Annotated in this window: 16 protein-coding genes; 9 read left to right on the forward strand and 7 right to left on the reverse strand. The window is 35.9% G+C overall.

The window, feature by feature from the left end:
• Positions 1–3 precede the first annotated feature (3 nt).
• The 7 genes from C8J95_RS15885 to aroB all read right to left on the reverse strand — a co-directional run bounded on the left by C8J95_RS15885 (position 4) and on the right by aroB (position 7,201).
• Complete coding sequence (locus tag C8J95_RS15885) at positions 4–705, reverse strand: hypothetical protein (protein ID WP_255412842.1); 702 nt, start codon at positions 703–705, stop codon at positions 4–6.
• A gap of 30 nt (positions 706–735) precedes the next feature.
• Positions 736–2,769, reverse strand: coding sequence for a methionine--tRNA ligase (metG, locus tag C8J95_RS15890; protein WP_107809719.1), 2,034 nt, complete (start codon positions 2,767–2,769; stop codon positions 736–738).
• Positions 2,770–2,860: 91 nt separating this feature from the next.
• The gene (locus C8J95_RS15895; protein ID WP_107809720.1) at positions 2,861–3,484 is read right to left on the reverse strand and encodes a porin family protein; all 624 of its coding nucleotides are present in this window, start codon (positions 3,482–3,484) and stop codon (positions 2,861–2,863) included.
• A 134-nt stretch (positions 3,485–3,618) separates the two neighbouring features.
• Complete coding sequence (locus C8J95_RS15900; RefSeq protein ID WP_107809721.1) at positions 3,619–4,251, reverse strand: porin family protein; 633 nt, start codon at positions 4,249–4,251, stop codon at positions 3,619–3,621.
• A 410-nt stretch (positions 4,252–4,661) separates the two neighbouring features.
• The gene (locus C8J95_RS15905) at positions 4,662–5,261 is read right to left on the reverse strand and encodes a porin family protein (RefSeq protein ID WP_107809722.1); all 600 of its coding nucleotides are present in this window, start codon (positions 5,259–5,261) and stop codon (positions 4,662–4,664) included.
• Between the two features lie 97 nt (positions 5,262–5,358).
• The gene (locus C8J95_RS15910) at positions 5,359–5,958 is read right to left on the reverse strand and encodes a porin family protein (protein ID WP_107809723.1); all 600 of its coding nucleotides are present in this window, start codon (positions 5,956–5,958) and stop codon (positions 5,359–5,361) included.
• A 199-nt stretch (positions 5,959–6,157) separates the two neighbouring features.
• The gene (gene aroB / locus C8J95_RS15915) at positions 6,158–7,201 is read right to left on the reverse strand and encodes a 3-dehydroquinate synthase (protein ID WP_107809724.1); all 1,044 of its coding nucleotides are present in this window, start codon (positions 7,199–7,201) and stop codon (positions 6,158–6,160) included.
• A 126-nt stretch (positions 7,202–7,327) separates the two neighbouring features.
• On the opposite strand from aroB, the gene C8J95_RS15920 reads away from it, so the two are divergent.
• The 9 genes from C8J95_RS15920 (at position 7,328) to C8J95_RS15960 (ending at position 18,252) form a co-directional block, all read left to right on the forward strand.
• Positions 7,328–8,497, forward strand: a complete 1,170-nt coding sequence (locus C8J95_RS15920) for a proline dehydrogenase family protein (RefSeq protein ID WP_107809725.1) — start codon at positions 7,328–7,330, stop codon at positions 8,495–8,497.
• 91 nt (positions 8,498–8,588) lie between these two features.
• Positions 8,589–11,030 carry a primosomal protein N' gene (gene priA / locus C8J95_RS15925; RefSeq protein WP_107809726.1) on the forward strand — a complete coding sequence of 814 codons (2,442 nt, stop codon included), beginning with the start codon at positions 8,589–8,591 and terminating at the stop codon, positions 11,028–11,030.
• A gap of 147 nt (positions 11,031–11,177) precedes the next feature.
• Complete coding sequence (dacB, locus tag C8J95_RS15930; RefSeq protein WP_107809727.1) at positions 11,178–12,644, forward strand: D-alanyl-D-alanine carboxypeptidase/D-alanyl-D-alanine-endopeptidase; 1,467 nt, start codon at positions 11,178–11,180, stop codon at positions 12,642–12,644.
• A gap of 75 nt (positions 12,645–12,719) precedes the next feature.
• A complete protein-coding gene (locus C8J95_RS15935; RefSeq protein WP_107809728.1) occupies positions 12,720–13,913 on the forward strand; it encodes a glycine C-acetyltransferase in 1,194 nt (397 codons plus the stop codon).
• Between the two features lie 113 nt (positions 13,914–14,026).
• A complete protein-coding gene (locus tag C8J95_RS15940; protein WP_107809729.1) occupies positions 14,027–14,518 on the forward strand; it encodes a hypothetical protein in 492 nt (163 codons plus the stop codon).
• Positions 14,502–14,993 (forward strand): DNA-deoxyinosine glycosylase, encoded by a 492-nt coding sequence (locus C8J95_RS15945; protein ID WP_107809730.1) that lies wholly within the window; start codon positions 14,502–14,504, stop codon positions 14,991–14,993. The genes C8J95_RS15940 and C8J95_RS15945 overlap by 17 nt, the downstream gene beginning before the upstream one ends.
• Before the next feature lie 204 nt (positions 14,994–15,197).
• On the forward strand, positions 15,198–16,247 hold the full coding sequence (gene queA, locus C8J95_RS15950) for a tRNA preQ1(34) S-adenosylmethionine ribosyltransferase-isomerase QueA (protein ID WP_034867672.1): 1,050 nt from the start codon (positions 15,198–15,200) through the stop codon (positions 16,245–16,247).
• 96 nt (positions 16,248–16,343) lie between these two features.
• Positions 16,344–17,387, forward strand: coding sequence for a 23S rRNA (adenine(2503)-C(2))-methyltransferase RlmN (gene rlmN, locus C8J95_RS15955; protein WP_059153846.1), 1,044 nt, complete (start codon positions 16,344–16,346; stop codon positions 17,385–17,387).
• Positions 17,377–18,252 (forward strand): hypothetical protein, encoded by an 876-nt coding sequence (locus C8J95_RS15960; protein WP_107809731.1) that lies wholly within the window; start codon positions 17,377–17,379, stop codon positions 18,250–18,252. The genes rlmN and C8J95_RS15960 overlap by 11 nt, the downstream gene beginning before the upstream one ends.
• Position 18,253 lies beyond the last annotated feature (1 nt).

Here is an 18,253-nt window from a genome sequence, read left to right on the forward strand (position 1 = left end):
ATTTTATTTAAAGAGCTGTATTATTTCCGGGATTAAATAATAGGAAAGATACTCATTGTATGGATTAAAATACATGATTACTGCCATTACACCAGTAAGAATAGCAGGCAGAATATAAGATTCCGGTTTATAGGGTAGTTTTTTTGGCATCACTAATGCGGAAATTATAGCCAGACCTGCAACACCTAAAGCCATAACAATAAATTCCGGGCTATGCCGTGAATAGATATGGTAATCTTTCTTATAACCTATAAAAGAAGTGATAAGGTATTTTTGGGCAAAGAAATAGACAATGCCATATAAAAGAACCAGAAATGCTGCACTATACTTTTTTACTTTAATGAAATTTATAGATACGAGTATGGCACCGACAATTAAACCACAAAAAATACTTAATGCTGCAATTGGCCCGATCTGATAAAGTTTAATAGCAGAAGGATCATCTGTAATATTATCCCCCCATCGTTCCTTATTCTCATTGATTTGTGCGATTTCTGCATCTTTCTTTTCCTGAATCATTTTTTGAATCAAAGCACTTTCCTGATCCGAAAATTGATGTCCTCTTTCGTTCAGAATTTCAAAAGCCATTTGCACGGCCTCCGGAGTGAAGCGGCTTTCTGTTGATACGTATTTTTTCAGTTCAGTATCTGAAAGTTTTTCTAAAGTACTTTTCTTTACCATAATGCTCATAAAAAATGGGCACATAGTGCCCATTTATATAATTGTAATCAGAATTTATTTAATCTCGATTCCGTTTTCTACTGTTTCATCAGGAGTTACGAAAGACAATTTTCCGTCTGGTTTAGTGGTCAGAAGGAACATTCCCTGAGATTCTATTCCACGGATTTTTCTTGGAGCAAGGTTTAAAAGAATCATTACCTGCTTACCAATTAGATCTTCAGGATTAAAACTTTCAGCTACACCCGAAACAACAGTTCTGATGTCTACACCTGTATCCACTTTGAATTTTAAAAGCTTATCTGCTTTTTCTACTTTCTCAGCTTCAAGGATTGTTGCTGTTCTTAAATCGATTTTTCCAAAGTCATCAAAAGTGATTTCTTCTTTCATAGGATTAGCGTTAGAGTTGGTCTTTTTATTATCTTGTTTTGTCTGTTCCAGCTTTTGGATTTGCGCCTCAATTACATCATCTTCAATTTTTGAGAAAAGAAGAGACGCTTCATTAATCTGATGTCCACTGGCAATAAGAACATTATTATTTTCTAAATCTGCCCAGTTTGTTTTAGTAACGTTGAACATGTTCAACAACTTCTCAGAGCTAAATGGCATAAATGGTTCAGATAGCTGTGCTAATGCAACTGCTAATTGAGCGCCTACGAAAAGAGAATGTGCCGCTTTTTCCGGATTATCCTTAATCGTCTTCCAAGGCTCTTCGGTCTGTAAGTATTGGTTACCGAAACGAGCAAGATTCATCAATGCAGATAATGCATTTCTGAACTCAAATTTGTCTAAGAATTCAGCAATCTCTTTTGCAGCCTTGTTTATTTCAGCTAATTCTGGTGTATTAATATCTCCCCGAGGGATAACACCATCATAATATTTATGAATTAATACCGCAACTCTGTTGATGAAGTTTCCGAAAATACCCACCAACTCAGAATTGTTCTTTGTCTGGAAATCTTTCCAGGTAAAATTGTTATCCTTAGTCTCTGGCGCAGAAGATAATAGAGCATAACGCAATACATCCTGTTGTCCCGGGAATTCTTCTACATATTCATGTGCCCATACTGCCCAGTTTCTGGAAGTGGAAATTTTATCATTTTCCAGATTCAGGAATTCAAATGCAGGTACATTTTTAGGCATAATATAATCACCGTGAGCCTTCATCATAGCAGGGAAAATAATACAGTGGAATACAATATTATCCTTTCCGATAAAGTGGATCAGATCGCTGTCTTCATTTTGCCAGTAATCTTTCCAGTCCTTACCGTTTTTCTCAGCCCATTCTTTGGTAAAAGAAATATAACCGATAGGCGCATCAAACCATACATATAATACTTTTCCTTCAGCATCTGGTAACGGAACAGGAACTCCCCAGTTAAGGTCTCTTGTCATAGCACGAGGCTTCAGTCCGTCATTCAACCATGATTTTACCTGTCCGTATACATTAGGCTTCCAGTCATCTTTGTGACCTTCAATAATCCATTCGTTCAGGAAGTCTTCATAATCATTTAATGGAAGATACCAGTTCTTAGTTTCCTTCAGAACCGGAACATTTCCGCTTAGCATAGACTTAGGGTTTATAAGCTCGGATGGAGAAAGGGTAGTACCACATTTCTCGCACTGATCACCGTAAGCATTTTCGTTGCCACAGTTAGGACATGTTCCTACGATATAACGGTCTGCAAGAAATTCTCCCGCCTGATCGTCAAAATATTGTTCAGAAACCTCTTCGGTAAACTTTTCTTTATCATAAAGTGTTTTAAAGAAGTCTTGTGAAGTTTCATAATGTTTTTTAGAAGTCGTTCTGGAGTACTCATCAAATGAAATTCCAAGATCCGCAAAAGACTTCTTAATAATCTCGTGATATTTGTCTACTACATCCTGAGGTGTTACACCTTCTTTTTTAGCACGTATAGTAATTGGAATTCCGTGTTCGTCGGAACCACAGATAAAAGCAACATCTTTTCCTAATCTTCTCTGAAATCTCGCATAGACATCTGCAGGAATATAAACACCTGCTAAATGCCCAATATGAACCGGTCCGTTTGCATAAGGCAAAGCTGCCGTAATCATCTTTCTTGTAGACATTATTTTCTAGTTTTTTGCAAATATACGGATAATGCTAAAGAAAAAGGCCAAGCATTGCGCCTGACCTTTGCTGTATTTAAATAATAAGTGTTTAGAATCCGAAATTTAAGCCTACCTGGAATACATTATTTTTTGATTTGCTATAGAAATTTCCAATAGGATTGTCTGTTTTTCCAATATTCGTTAAACCAGCTACATAACGAGCATTTATTCCAATATTTTCCGTGATATTGAAACCAAGACCTACACCCAAACCAAAATTGAATGTATTAAGATTGTCTGTTGCAGTTTTTGACCAGTCTTCTGTGGATACATTTCCGTTGCCATCTTTTAGTTTATTTTTAGCACTTACCAGAAAGCTGAATTCAGGACCAGCTTCTAAATAGAATTGTGGTGTTGCGTTGAACTGAAACATTACCGGTACAGAAATGTAACCTAAGTTAGTACTGTAAGAATTCTGATTGTCTCTTCCGAAAGTCACCTTAGAGCCTAAATCGTTGTAAATAACCTCCGGCTGAATACTGAAATTAGAAGAAAGGGGAGCGTTTAAGAAAACACCGGCATTGAAACCTATCTTAGACTTTGTGTCGCTAAGACCTCCGTTTTCAGAAATTGAAGAAACGTTCATACCCGCTTTAATACCGAATTTCGGACCTACTTGTGAAAAGGCAAAAGTTCCTGCCAATAATCCTAGTCCTAAAAATAGTTTTTTCATAAATCAAATTTTACTTCCCGAAAACCTACAAACCAAATGCCAAAAAATAAGTTGATATCTCCGGAAATAAAAGAAGCCCGATTTAATCGGGCTTCTTTATTGAAATCAATAATTGATGTTTTTTTCTTTTCTGATTAGAAAGTGTAGCTTAATCCTAACTGGATGTTCTCATTTCTAGAATCGTTGAAGTACTGACCTCTAGGAGTATCATTCTTTCCGATTTTAGTAAATCCTGTTGTATATCTAGCGTTAACACCCCAGTTATCAGTAATTCTGTAACCTAAACCAATAGCACCTGCAGCGTTGAATCTTTTAAGATCATCTAAAGCTTTGCTATCCCAGCTGTTAGTTACAGTTTGGCTACCGCTTTTTAATTTGTTGTTAGCATTTACTAAATAACTGAATTCAGGACCTGCTTCAACATAGAATTTAGGAGTCACGTTGAACTGAACCATTAATGGAACAGAGATGTATCCTAAATTAGTTTCGCTTTTTATTTTTTCACCATTTACATCTGCAGTAGATTTTGAACCCATGTAGTTGTAAATAACCTCTGGCTGGAAGTTGAACTTGTCAGACATTGGTACATTCATAAATACACCTCCGTTAAAGCCAAATTTGTGTTGAGTATCGCTGAAGTTCCCTTCTGTAATTGTAGAAAGGTTACCACCACCTTTGATACCAAATCTGATTCCACCATTATTCGTAGTTTGGGCAAAAGCCATTGTACCTAGAACAATCCCTAGGCCTAAAAATACCTTTTTCATAATTTTAAATTTTACTTTACTTTGAGGTCATAACAATTACAAACAAAGTGCCAAAGAGGGTTTTTATAGTATATAAAAGATACTAAACATGACGAAAGTCATGTTTTTACGTGTTTTAAATTGTAGATTCAATATCTTTTTAAGATAAATTATAATATTATGATAAATAGCCTTATCGAATTGATACAGAGCATGAAAATAAATATAACAGGATAAAATTCTGGTCATCTGAAAGAAAAATAACCTGATCTAAGTTCTTTGAATTATATTTCTGATTTGGATTGGAAAAAAGAAATATCCCCAGATCTCAAAACTTATGACAAATTGTAGATTTAAAAAAGTATTGAAAAGTGGTAAACAAAAAAAGGACTGTCATTTGGCAGTCCTCTATAATAATTGATATTGTTTTCTTAGAAAGTATAACCTAATCCTAATTGGAAGTTAGTGTTTTTTGCAGTTTCTCCGCCACTATTTTTTGCAATATTAGTTAAACCTGCAACATAACGAGCGTTGATTCCTAGATTAGAAGTGAATTTATAGCCTAATCCTAGTCCTAACCCAAAATTGAAGGTATTGAATGAGTCTTTGTTATTTCCATCAAAAGATCTTCCATTAACATCACCTTTAGCTTTTGCATCTACAAGAAAGCCAAATTCCGGACCTGCCTCTAAATAAAGTTCGGGAGTTGCATTATATTGAATCATTACCGGAACATTGATATAGCCAAGATTCTGTTTCATATTGGTAATTCTATAACCTTCAATTTCATAGGTGCCATTTGCTTTCGCTCCCTGCAGGCTATATACAATTTCCGGCTGGATACTAAACTCAGCGGAGATAGGAGCATTCATAAATGCCCCGGCATAGAAGCCAAATTTAGACTTTGAGTCATTTGCTGTTATGCTTGAAAGATTTCCACCAGCTTTAATACCAAATCTTGGTCCGGCTGAAGATTGAGCGAAAGTCATAGTTCCGATAACTATGCCTAAACCTAATAGTAGTTTTTTCATATAATCAAGTTTTTTGATAAATATTTTCTAACAAATAGGATGCCAAATAAAAAGGACTGTCATTTGACAGTCCTCTATAATAATTGATGTTGTTTTCTTAGAAAGTATAACCTAATCCTAATTGGAAGTTATTGTTCTTAACAGAATCACCGCCATTATCTTTTACAATATTAGTGAATCCTGCTGTGTATCGAGCATTGATGCTTAAGTTTGGTGTAAATCTATAACCAGCACCTAGCCCCATACCGAAGTTGAAAGTGTTAAAATTATCTTTAACATCAGCTGTCTGTGTAGAACCGTTTACTTTGCCTTTTAATTTTGCATCAACCATGAAACCAAATTCAGGACCAGCTTCAAGATAGAAATCCGGAGTAGCATTATACTGAACCATTACTGGTACATTAATATATCCTAAGTTTAGTTTTGTATCTTGTGTAGTAATCCCTTCGAAAGAAGAATTTCCGAATTTAGCACCTTGCTGGCTGTATACAACCTCTGGTTGAATGCTGAAATCTGAAGAAATTGGAGCGTTCATAAATACACCTGCATAGAATCCTATTTTAGATTTTTCACGATCTAAGTTTGTTAAGTCAGAAAGGTTACCACCAGCTTTAATACCAAATCTTGGACCTGCTGTAGATTGTGCGAATGCCATTGTACCTAATACAATACCTAATCCTAAAAATACCTTTTTCATAATTTTAAATTTTACTTTTTTAATAATTTTAAACTTAATCTCTTTTTTGATGATAGCATTATTTCAAATGGAATGCCAAACTTTATTTCTTTTGACAAAAATGTCAAATTAGTTTTGTAGTCAACATTTAAAACATTGATAATTACAATGTTTATATTTTAATTTGGAATAAGTTTAAAATAATTATATAAAGCTTAAATTATGCCTTATAGGCCTCCTTATAGTACTGAATGGCAGTTTCTGTCTGACTTTTTGTAACCTCATAATCATACAGGCAATGACCTATCTTATCTATAATAGAGAACTTTATAATACCATTGCTGTTCTTTTTGTCATTCAGCATCAGATTGTAAATATCCTCATGGCTAAAATTATCAATAGGAAGGTATGGATATATTGCTGTAATGGCATTAGCGATTTCTGCAAGGATAGCTTCATCTATTAATTGATTAGAGTAGGACAGATGTGCCTCCATAATCATTCCTGCTGCTACAGCCTCACCATGCGGGACCGGAGTTTCTTGCTGAAGGAAAAGGCTTTCTATAGCATGTCCTATTGTATGTCCGAAGTTAAGCGTTTTACGAAGGTTTTGTTCTTTGAAGTCCTGTTCTACTACATACTGCTTAATATTCATAGAATCTACGACAAATGCTTCTATGTTTTCTGGTGTTAATTCCAGTTGCTTTAGATTGTTCCAATGCTGGTCAGAAGCAATTAGTCCATGCTTCAACATCTCAGCAAACCCACTTCTTAGTTCAGTAAATGGTAAAGTCTGAAGAAATTTAGGATAAGCAAAAATTTTCTCAGGTAAAGCAAATGTACCGATGATATTTTTATAATATTGATGATCTATTCCTGTTTTACCTCCGATAGAAGCATCTACCATAGACAGCAGAGTTGTCGGAATATTGATGAATTTAATACCTCTTTTATATGTAGAAGCAACAAAGCCACCCATGTCAGTAATAACACCACCACCAATATTAATCATTAAGGCATTTCTGTCAGTACCAAATTCTGAAAGGATTTCCCATAGCTGGGCTGCGGTTTCGATATTTTTCCCTTCTTCTCCGGCCTCAATCTCAATAATCTCAAACGGAATAGTGGTTTCCAGATTTGCTAATACTGTTGGAAGGCAATATTCATGAGTGTTTTCGTCTACCAGTAATAAAAGCAGACTTGGGTTGGTTGTATCAATATATTCGTTTAGCTGGCTGAAGTTGTCGTCTAAAAAGCTGATCATTCTGATTACTAATTTTTATGTTATGCAAAAATACCGTTTTTGAATTGAAAAAAGTACTTAAAAGATAGTGTATTGTCCAGCATACTTTTACTAAATTTGCGAATCATAAATTTAATAGAAATAGAGATGAGTATTTTTGATAATACACAGATTGCATTTGCAGATAAAACAACAGACCAGTTGAGAAAAGCATACTGGATGTTCAAAGGTATTGAAAACCCTACACTAACGAATATGGGCGTTTCTATGCTGAACTTTACCGTAAAGAATAACTTTCCTTTCGTAGACGGAATTGTGAAGAAGACTTTATTCGAACAATTCTGTGGCGGTGAAACCCGCGAAGAAAGTATACAAGCGGTGAACAAACTATGGAAGAGAGGAGTAGGAAGTATTTTCGATTATTCTGTAGAAGGTAAAGAAGACGAAGAAAGCTTTGACAAGATCTGTAATGAGATTAAAGATATTATCAAATTCTCTAAAGGTAATCCGGCTATTCCTTTTGTAGTATTCAAGCCAACAGCTTTCGGAAGAATAGATCTTTATGAAGAAGTAGGCAAGGGAAGAGAGCTTACAACAAGCGAAAAAGAAGAATGGGAGCGTGTAAGAACCCGTTTTGATGAAGTTTGTAAACTGTGCCATGAGAATAACATTAAAGTAATGGTAGATGCTGAAGAATCCTGGATGCAGGATGCAGCTGATCATCTTACTGAAGAAATGATGGAGAAATACAATAAGGAAACTCCTATTGTATGGAATACCATCCAGATGTACAGAACTTTAAGGTTGGAATATATGGAAGGGCACCTACAAAGAGCTCGTGAAAAAGGTTATTTCATTGGTTATAAAATTGTACGTGGTGCTTATATGGAAAAAGAACGCGACAGAGCCATAAGAATGGGGTATCCTTCACCAATTCAGCCTACTAAGCAAGCTACAGATGATAACTATAATGCAGGTATCGACTTTATTATGGGACATCAGGATATTGTTTCGGCATTCTTCGGAACTCATAATGAGAAAAGTACTGAGCTGATAATGGATAAGATGAAAGCTGCAGGATTGTTAAACGATTCATCTCATGTATATTTTGGACAGTTATACGGAATGTCCGATAATATTACATTCTACCTTTCCAGTTTACATTATAATGTAGCTAAATATTTGCCTTATGGGCCGGTGAAAGACGTAGTGCCATATCTAACACGTCGTGCGCAGGAAAACACTTCTGTGGCGGGACAAACAGGAAGAGAACTTTCTTTGATTCAGAAAGAAATCGAAAGAAGAAAGAAAAAATAAATAATCTGAAAATCTGAGATTGATAACATTTCCTGCTATAGAACTATAGAAGAAATACTCACTCTCAGATTTTTTATATTTTTAAACAAAAATGATGTTTGCTCAGATCATTTTACCATTAAATATCAAAGGAACTTATACCTATAAAGTTCCTGTTTTTTTATATGGTAAACTGACGATCGGAATGCGTGTTGTCGTTCCTTTTGGCGGAAAAAAACTTTATACGGGAATTGTTGCTGAAATTCATGACAGAGAACCGGAAGCATTTTTACCAAAAGAAATTATTTCCGCTCTGGATAATGAAGCTATCCTGCCGGAAGAGCAACTGAAATTCTGGCAATGGGTTTCGGATTACTATTTGTGTAATGTAGGCGAAGTATACCGTTTTGCATTTCCTTCCTCTTTAAAACTGGAAAGCGAAACTTATGTAAAGAGGAACCCGGATGTAGAAGTTAATTATGAAGTACTGGATGTTCATGAGATACATCTGATGCAGGCACTGGAGGTTAAGTCTGTGATTAATCTGCAGGAACTTGAAGCATTTATTCCCAGAAAAGAGGTCATGAAGACGCTTAATAGTCTGATCGATGAACGTCTGATTGTGATTGATGAAAAAATTAGCGAAAAGTATAAAGCTAAAGAAGTTTCTTATATTAGATTAAAAGAAGGATTGCTGGAAAGTGTCGCTCTTCACGAAATCCTTTCGATACTGAATAAAGCGCCTAAACAGAAAGATCTTTTTCTGGCCATTCTGGACAAGGCAACTTCCGAAAATCCGTTTGTAAAAAAATCAGAACTTTTTGAAGATAAATTTTTCAGCAGTCAGCAGCTAAAAGTACTTGTAGACAAAGGCTATGTGGAAGAGTTCTATTTACAAAAAGATCGTATAGACTCGTATGACGGGGATTTGGAACAAATAGAACAGCTTACAGATCTTCAGCAAAAAGCTTTGTGGGAAATTGTAAAGCAATATGAAGAGAAAGATGTTGTATTGCTACATGGCGTTACAGGATCTGGCAAAACACACCTGTATATTTCCAAAATTGAAGAAACAGTAGCTTCAGGGAAGAATGTATTAATGCTTTTCCCTGAAGTAGCACTCACCAAGCAGATTACCCAAAGATTAGAGAAAAAATACGGACAATTACTCGGTTTTTACCATTCCAAATTAACCGACTTCGAAAAGGTCGAAATTTGGAGAAAAGTAAAAAATAACCAGCTGAAAATTGTTTTGGGAACCCGGAATGCACTCTTTTTACCATTTCAGAATCTGGGGATGGTAATTGTAGATGAAGAACATGATTCCCAATATAAAACGACCACTGTCCAGCCTTTTTTCAATGCAAAAGATGCAGCAATTGTTTTAGGAAAGTTTTATGAGGCAAAAGTTCTGCTGGGCAGTGCAACACCTTCTGTAGAATCTTATTATTCGGCCTTAACCAATAAAATTGGACTGGTGAAATTAGATGAACGTTTTGGTGAAAGCAAAGTTCCTAAGATAAACCTGATCGATTTTAAAGAAGCTCAGAACCTGAAAACAACCAATGGCAGCTTTACAATGCAGATGATTATGGAGATCAGAGAGCAGTTGGAGCAGAAGAAGCAGGTTATCATCCTTCATAACCGCCGTGGATATGCCAATGTAATAGAATGCGAAAGCTGTGGCTATACACAATATTGTAGCAATTGCGATGTTGTGATGACTTATCATAAAGTATCCAACGAACTGAAGTGTCATTATTGTGGTCAGAGATCAGCTGTGCCTAAGCAATGTCCTTCTTGCCATTCCGAAAATCTTACAACAAAAGGTTTGGGAATCCAGCAATTGGAAGAGGAAGTTCAGCACCTATTTCCGGAAGCAGAAGTTGGTAGAATGGATCTGGATGCTATGCGGACCAAATTTGCTTACGAAAAGTTCTTTGAAAGAGTAGAAAACCAGGAGCTGGATATTATTATTGGTACCCAGATGATTTCTAAAGGACTGGATTTTGATCATGTAGATCTTGTTGTGGTTCCGAAATCGGATGCAATGCTACACATTCAGGACTTCCGGGCAGAAGAAAGAGCTTATCAGCTCTTCACCCAGATGGCCGGACGTGCCGGAAGAACTTCACAACACGGAAGAATGCTGCTACAGACTTATAATCCTTATCAGACCATTTTTGAGAAATTGTCAAAGGATCCGGATCACATATACGAATACTTTATTCAGGAAAGAAACAGATTCCTATATCCGCCTTTTGTGAAATTAATTTTCATAGAATTAAAGCACCGCCGGGAAGATAAAGTAGAAAGGGCATCACAGTTTCTAGGTTCAGTTCTAAGAAAGTATTTACCGGAAGAATGCATACTGGGACCTGAAAAATCACAGATTTTCAGGATTAATAATTTATACCAGTATCAGATTTTACTAAAACTTCCTAAAGGAAAAAAACACAATTTGTTCAAACAATTTGTCTCTACTTCAATAGATGAATTCAATGAAATTTCGGGTTACAAAAGTGTGAAATTGAATCTCTATGTTGATTTTTAACTTTTTTTAACAAAAGTTATGAAGCTTTAGTATAGCTCACTCATTGATTCGGTATAATAATTAGTATTTTTATTTCGTTATAAAATGTGGAATATTTATATTTTTTAAATATTCAGCATTTTACATGTTTTTATAAATATTTAATAAATGAATCTAGAGAAACTTATCTCGGGGAACCTGATCCTCTTCACTTCATTTCTTTTAGCACAAACCTCTGCTCAACCATCTGTACAAACATATTATCCGCAGGTATATGCGGAGCAGCAGCTTGTGGGAAAAGAAATGACGGCTGAGAAATCCCTGTTGAGCCCTAAAATTCAGTTAGACACTGAATTGAACAGAGTTCAGAGTGATCCTGTCTTGCGTTACGCAACATGGGGCTTCGCGGTTTATGATCCGCAAACGAATAAGATGATTAGCTGCTACAACGAGAATGTACCATTAGTGCCGGCCTCTACAACGAAATTGTTGACAACGGATACGGCATATTCTCTTTTTGGAAAGAAATTCCAGTGGGTAACTCAGTTGGAATATTCCGGAGAAATTACTCCGGAAGGAGCTTTGAATGGTAACCTGTATATTATAGGTAGCGGCGATCCCAGCCTTGGGACCAATCAGGCAGGAGCGGACTCTTACTGGACAATTATCGCTAATTTTAAAGATGCTCTAAACAGAGCAGGAATCAAGAGAATTAATGGCGGAATTGTAATAGAGTCGGGGATCTTTAAAACATCCGAAACAATTCTCCCTCCTAATATTGTATGGCTGGAGCATAATAACTATTATTTGCCTGTTGGGAATACTCAGAACATAAGCCCTCAGAGCGAAAAAATGGTGGTTAAAGCAAAAAGACCATCATCCGGAGAGAAAAGTTATTTCTATATTTCCCCATATAGCAAGCAGCTTGTTTATGCAGATAAGTTTGAAGGTAACACTTACTTACAAGGGAAATTACCCGATGCTCCGGCTTACTTAGCCAATAATCTGAAATCTTCTTTAATAAAAAGCGGAACGCCTGTAACAGGTGCAGTAATTACACGTACAGTAGATGCTAGTCCTGAGGAAAGAGTCTTTCTGGCAGAACAGAAATCCCCAACACTGGAAGATATAATATACTTTACCAACCAAAACAGTAATAACAGATATGCGGAAGCATTGATGCGTATTTCTGGATTTTATACTAACGGAGATCTTTCTTTGGAGTCTGGTAAAAGTGCTGTAGTAAGTCATTTAGGATCTGTAGGTTTTGACTTTGCAGGACTGAATTATGCGGATGGAAGTGGTCTTTCCAAAAGTAATACTGTAACACCTTTGGCACATGTGAAGTTTCTGGCACAGTTAATGAAACAACCTTATTTCAAAACTTATTTTGATTCATTGCCTATTGCCGGAAATTCAGGAACACTGAAAAAAATGTTTTTGTATAATGAAGCCAACGGACAAATTTTTGCAAAAACAGGAACACTGAACAGAGTGAAAACACTGGCAGGCTATATTAAAACGAGAACAGGGAAGACGCTTACATTCTCATTACTCATTAATAACTATAGTGGTTCGGTCGATCAGGTAAAGCGAAAAATGGAACAATTGCTGGAACCAACATTACAATTATAAAATTTTCTTAAATACATACGAAAGCCTTCTTTACTGGAGGCTTTTTTTATAAATTAGCATCTCAAATTAAATAATATGATTAGCCCAAAATTTTTAGAGAATCTTCAAAACGAATTGGCACAGATCGATGCTGACGGACTATACAAAAGAGAAAGAATTATTACCTCTTCACAGGATGCGGAAATAGTAGTAAATAACAAAACTTTGTTAAACTTCTGCGCAAACAACTATTTAGGATTAGCTAATAATCCTGAAGTTGTAAAAGCGTCTCAGGCTGCTATGGACACTCATGGATATGGAATGGCTTCAGTAAGATTTATTTGTGGTACACAAGATATTCATAAAAACCTGGAACAGAAGATTTCTGAATTTTTAGGAACAGAAGATACAATACTTTATGCCGCATGTTTTGATGCTAACGGTGGGGTTTTCGAACCTTTATTTACAGAACAGGATGCTATTATTTCGGATGAATTAAACCATGCTTCAATTATTGACGGAGTTAGATTATGTAAAGCTGCCCGTTACAGATATAAGAACAATAATATGGAAGACCTGGAAGCACAATTAATAGCTGCTTCTGAAAAAAATCACAGATTCAAAATTATTGTAACTGATGGTGTTTTCTCTATGGACGGTATTGTTGCCGATCTGAAAGGAGTTTGTGATCTTGCTGATAAGTATGATGCATTGGTAATGGTGGATGATTCCCACGCAACAGGTTTCATTGGCAAAACAGGCCGTGGAACTCATGAAGCTAATGATGTAATCGGAAGAGTAGACATCATTACATCTACATTAGGTAAAGCTTTAGGTGGCGCTCTTGGAGGTTTCACATCTGGTAAAAAAGAAGTTATCGATATGCTGCGTCAGCGTTCAAGACCATATTTATTCTCCAACTCATTGGCACCTGGTATTGTAGGAGCTGCAACTAAGGTATTGGAACTGATTTCTGATGATACTTCCAGAAGAGACAGAGTAATGGAAAATGCACAATATTTCCGTACTAAAATGCAGGAGGCTGGTTTTGATATTCCTGAAGGAGATGCGGCTATTGTACCGGTTATGCTATATGATGCTAAGCTTTCTCAGCAAATGGCTGATAAATTATTGGATGAGGGTATTTATGTAATCGGTTTCTTTTATCCGGTAGTACCAAAAGGTAAAGCCAGAATCAGAGTACAATTATCTGCTGCACATACACCTGAGCATTTAGATAAAGCAATTGCTGCATTCACTAAAATTGGTAAAGAACTAAGAGTGATTTAATCTAACTTAGTCTTCAATATATTGATCCCCTGCAGAAATGTCGGGGATTTTTTATTCTATCATTGTAGAATTAAATTATTTTACTATTTTTATTCTACACAAATAGAATTAATATGAATATTAAGGCTTTACTATTATTGACTGTTTTAACTGTGGCGAGTTGTTCTACCAAATACAATCAATATGATGCCAGACACCAGCGACATGGAAAGTGGAAAGAAACATTGCATACAGGTGATGGAGATATGTTGGCAACAGGTAAATATAGAAATGGTGAAAAAATAGGAAAATGGACTTATAAATATGGAGATAGGCTATATGAAACAGAGAAGTTTAAGAAAGAGACATCGGTAACCAAGTCCTATCATTCAAATGGTAGATTATCTGCTATAGGTATGTCCAGAACTAATGTTACTGATCAGTACCGGAATTGGTATAAATATGGGATATGGAAATATTATGATGAAAATGGTAAATTAGCTAAAGAAATAGATTTTAGTAAATCTGCCAAAGAAACAACTAAAGAAGTAGATCAGGCAGAGAGTAAAGAATTGCAGGATAATATGAAAAAGATAAATAAAGCATTGAATGGAGGATCGAATTAATTCATTTCCGCCTTTTATAGATAAAGACTCAAAAATTCTGATTTTGGGATCCGTACCCGGAGTGAAATCTCTGGAGATGCAGCAATATTATGCACATCCGCAAAATCATTTCTGGAAGATTATGTTTCATCTGCTGGCTGAGCCTATGACTTCGGATTATGAAGAAAAAGTAGCTATGCTTCAGCGAAATGGAATTGCAATATGGGATACGATAGAAAGCTGTGTGCGAAAGGGAAGTAAGGATACTGATATAAAGAATGAAGAAGCAAATGATATCGCAAAACTTTTAAAAGAGTTTTCAAATATAAAAGCTGTTTTCTGCAACGGACAAAAAGCATTCAAAAACCTTAGCAAACAGCTTAAAAATAAAGAAGTGGGTATTAATTTTTATGGATTACCCAGCACAAGTCCACTTCATACAGTCGGATTCGAAAAGAAACTTCCGGAATGGGAACAGATTCTTCATTATCTGTAAATTTTGATGTTTTAGAATATATAAAGCTAGCCACCAACCTTATAGCCAACAAAAGTCTGTAGATTTTTTTGCTTTATATGAGTTATTAGAGGACCTCCAGAGAGGTTATAAAATCTTTAATTCTCAAAGACTTGACAAAGGGGTATTCGATGTCGTATATTTGCAGTCTGAAATTTTTTAACTGTAACATACGATTTTATATAAATGAAAACTTCTGATTTTAATTTTAACCTACCTGATCATCTTTTAGCTGAACACCCATCCGAAAACCGTGATGAAGCAAAATTGATGGTTTTAGACCGTAAAACTCAAACAATCGAGCACAAGCTTTTTAAAGATGTAATCGATTATTTTAACGAAGACGATTTATTTATCTTCAACAATACTAAAGTATTCCCGGCTCGTCTTTATGGAAATAAAGAAAAGACAGGTGCTAAAATTGAAGTATTCTTACTTCGTGAATTAGATCGTGAAGCTCGTGTATGGGATGTATTAGTAGACCCGGCAAGAAAGATAAGAATTGGTAACAAACTTTTCTTTACAGAAGATGAAAGCTTAGTTGCTGAAGTTATCGATAATACAACATCAAGAGGTAGAACACTTCGTTTCTTATTCGATGGTAGCTACGAAGAGTTCAGAGCTAAATTAACTGAACTTGGAGAAACTCCACTTCCAAAATACATCAAAAGAGATGTAGAACCAGAAGATGCTGAGCGTTACCAAACAATTTATGCAGAAATAGAAGGAGCTGTAGCAGCACCAACTGCAGGACTTCACTTCTCTAAGCATTTGATGAAGAGAATGGAGATTAAAGGAATCAATTTTGCAAATGTAACATTGCACGTTGGTTTAGGAACTTTCAACCCAATTGAGGTAGAAGACCTTTCTAAACATAAAATGGAATGTGAGCAGGCTATCATTACTCAGGATAATGCAGATATCATTAATAAAGCAATCGAAGAAAACCGTAGAGTATGTGCTGTAGGAACAACTACAATGCGTGCTATCGAGACTTCGGTTTCTACAAACAGAAGACTTAGTGCTTACGAAGGATGGACTAACAAGTTTATCTATCCTCCTTACGATTTTGGTATTGCAAATGCAATGATTACCAACTTCCACACACCAAAGTCTACATTAATTATGATGATCGCTGCTTTTGCAGGTAGAGATTTTGTAATGCAAGCATACGAAGAAGCTATTAAGAATGACTACAAGTTCTATTCTTATGGTGATGCAATGCTTATTCTTTAATAAAGACTAAAATAAACAGTTGGCAGTAGCAGTATTTTACTGTGCGTTGCCAACTGTTTGCTTTTTTATACTATACAACTGACAACTGTCAACTAAATGAAAGACATCCGCACACTTTCCCTGGACCAACTAAAAGAATACTTTGTATCGCTTGGAGAGAAACCCTTCCGCGCGAAACAGGTTTATGACTGGCTATGGTCCAAAAATCTGCACTCTATAGACGAAATGACCAATCTCTCGAAACCTTTGAGAGAAAGAATTGCACTGGAGTATACTATCAATCCGGTATCTGTAGATTTAATGCAGAAAAGTACAGACGGAACTATTAAAAACGGAGTAAAGCTACACGATAACCTAATGGTAGAAAGTGTACTTATTCCTACAGAAACCAGAACTACTGCTTGTGTATCTTCACAAGTTGGCTGTTCGCTGAACTGTGAATTTTGCGCTACAGCGAAACTAAAACGTATGCGTAATCTTGAAGTTGCCGAGATCGTGGATCAGGTAGCTTTAATAGACAGACAAAGCCGTTTATATTTCGACAGACCGCTTTCCAATATCGTATTTATGGGTATGGGGGAGCCTATGATGAATTATAAAAACGTTGTAGAAGCTATTCATAAAATTACCAAGCCCGAAGGTCTGGGTATGTCGCCGAGAAGAATTACTGTTTCTACATCTGGTATACCAAAGATGATAAAGATGTTGGCAGATGAAGAGCTAAAAGTAAAATTAGCACTTTCCCTTCACTCTGCTATCGAGCATAAGCGTAATGAGATTATGCCATTCTCTGATAAGTTTCCTTTAACCGATATTATGGACGCTTTGCAATATTGGTATCAGAAAACAGGATCCGTAATTACTTTTGAATACTGTGTATGGAAAGGGATTAATGATGGTGATGAAGATATTAAAGCACTGATTAAATACTGTCGACAGATTCCTTCTAAAGTTAATCTTATACAGTACAATCCGATTGGTGAAGGTAAATACGACCACAGAAGTATTGCTGCTGAAGAAAAGTATGTTCGCGAGTTGGAAAAAGCGGGTATAACCGTAATGGTAAGAAAAAGCCGTGGTGGTGATATCGATGCAGCTTGTGGCCAGCTAGCCAACAAAACAACTGAAAGTGAAGCTTAAATACCTTTTCATAACTTTGGTAATGGCTCAGGTTTCCTTTGCACAGGAAGCCCGAACCTTAAAGCTAAAGCCTTTTGAAAAGACTGTCATTTCTGATACACTAAAAGAAAGTTCGGGTTTAACTATTATAAAAGGAAAACTGCTAAGCTTTAATGATAGTGGTAATCCTGCTGAAATCTATGAACTGAATCCAAATAACGGAAGCATTGGTAAAACTTATAAAACTAATGCTGTAAATATAGATTGGGAAGCAATAACCAATGACGGTGAAAATATTTATGTAGGTGATTTTGGCAATAATCTGGGAAACAGGAAGGATCTCACTATTTATAAGATTCCTTTTATTCCGGAAGCTGAAAACCTGACATATACTTCCAAAATTAATTTCTTCTATCCGGAACAACAAGATTTTTCTTCCCAAAACAGGAATAATGATTTCGATGCAGAAGCCATGATTTTCCTGAATGGAAAAATCCATCTGTTCACCAAAGAGTGGAAGAGCAAATCGGTATCTCACTATATTATAGATCCAACTATCGAAACCCTTCAGCCTGTACAAAAAACAGAATCTTATCAATCAGATTTTGTAGTGACAGATGCTACTTACTATCAGGGAAAACTATACCTTATTGGCTATACAAAAGGAGCTAATGTTTATTTGTTATCTTGCGAAGAAACAGCACCGGGAGTGTTCTTTAGCGGTAAAATGCAGAAATACTTTCTGGGGATGGCCACACGTTTTGGACAAATAGAAGGCCTTACCGCTACAGAAGAGGGATTGTATATTTCCGGAGAGCAATTCAAATTTAAAATCATTAATGCCAGACAACGTTTATATTTCTTACCGTTTAAAGAACTTAATTGAT

Source organism: Elizabethkingia sp. YR214 (assembly GCF_003058195.1).
Classification (GTDB): domain Bacteria; phylum Bacteroidota; class Bacteroidia; order Flavobacteriales; family Weeksellaceae; genus Elizabethkingia.

What these genes read in the sequence shown, in the direction of transcription:
- C8J95_RS15885 (WP_255412842.1), bottom strand. Translation starts at nt 705, where the DNA reads ATGTGCCCATTTTTTATGAGCATTATGGTAAAGAAAAGTACTTTAGAA.
- metG (WP_107809719.1), bottom strand. Translation starts at nt 2,769, where the DNA reads ATGTCTACAAGAAAGATGATTACGGCAGCTTTGCCTTATGCAAACGGA.
- C8J95_RS15895 (WP_107809720.1), bottom strand. Translation starts at nt 3,484, where the DNA reads ATGAAAAAACTATTTTTAGGACTAGGATTATTGGCAGGAACTTTTGCC.
- C8J95_RS15900 (WP_107809721.1), bottom strand. Translation starts at nt 4,251, where the DNA reads ATGAAAAAGGTATTTTTAGGCCTAGGGATTGTTCTAGGTACAATGGCT.
- C8J95_RS15905 (WP_107809722.1), bottom strand. Translation starts at nt 5,261, where the DNA reads ATGAAAAAACTACTATTAGGTTTAGGCATAGTTATCGGAACTATGACT.
- C8J95_RS15910 (WP_107809723.1), bottom strand. Translation starts at nt 5,958, where the DNA reads ATGAAAAAGGTATTTTTAGGATTAGGTATTGTATTAGGTACAATGGCA.
- aroB (WP_107809724.1), bottom strand. Translation starts at nt 7,201, where the DNA reads ATGATCAGCTTTTTAGACGACAACTTCAGCCAGCTAAACGAATATATT.
- C8J95_RS15920 (WP_107809725.1), top strand. Translation starts at nt 7,328, where the DNA reads ATGAGTATTTTTGATAATACACAGATTGCATTTGCAGATAAAACAACA.
- priA (WP_107809726.1), top strand. Translation starts at nt 8,589, where the DNA reads ATGATGTTTGCTCAGATCATTTTACCATTAAATATCAAAGGAACTTAT.
- dacB (WP_107809727.1), top strand. Translation starts at nt 11,178, where the DNA reads ATGAATCTAGAGAAACTTATCTCGGGGAACCTGATCCTCTTCACTTCA.
- C8J95_RS15935 (WP_107809728.1), top strand. Translation starts at nt 12,720, where the DNA reads ATGATTAGCCCAAAATTTTTAGAGAATCTTCAAAACGAATTGGCACAG.
- C8J95_RS15940 (WP_107809729.1), top strand. Translation starts at nt 14,027, where the DNA reads ATGAATATTAAGGCTTTACTATTATTGACTGTTTTAACTGTGGCGAGT.
- C8J95_RS15945 (WP_107809730.1), top strand. Translation starts at nt 14,502, where the DNA reads ATGGAGGATCGAATTAATTCATTTCCGCCTTTTATAGATAAAGACTCA.
- queA (WP_034867672.1), top strand. Translation starts at nt 15,198, where the DNA reads ATGAAAACTTCTGATTTTAATTTTAACCTACCTGATCATCTTTTAGCT.
- rlmN (WP_059153846.1), top strand. Translation starts at nt 16,344, where the DNA reads ATGAAAGACATCCGCACACTTTCCCTGGACCAACTAAAAGAATACTTT.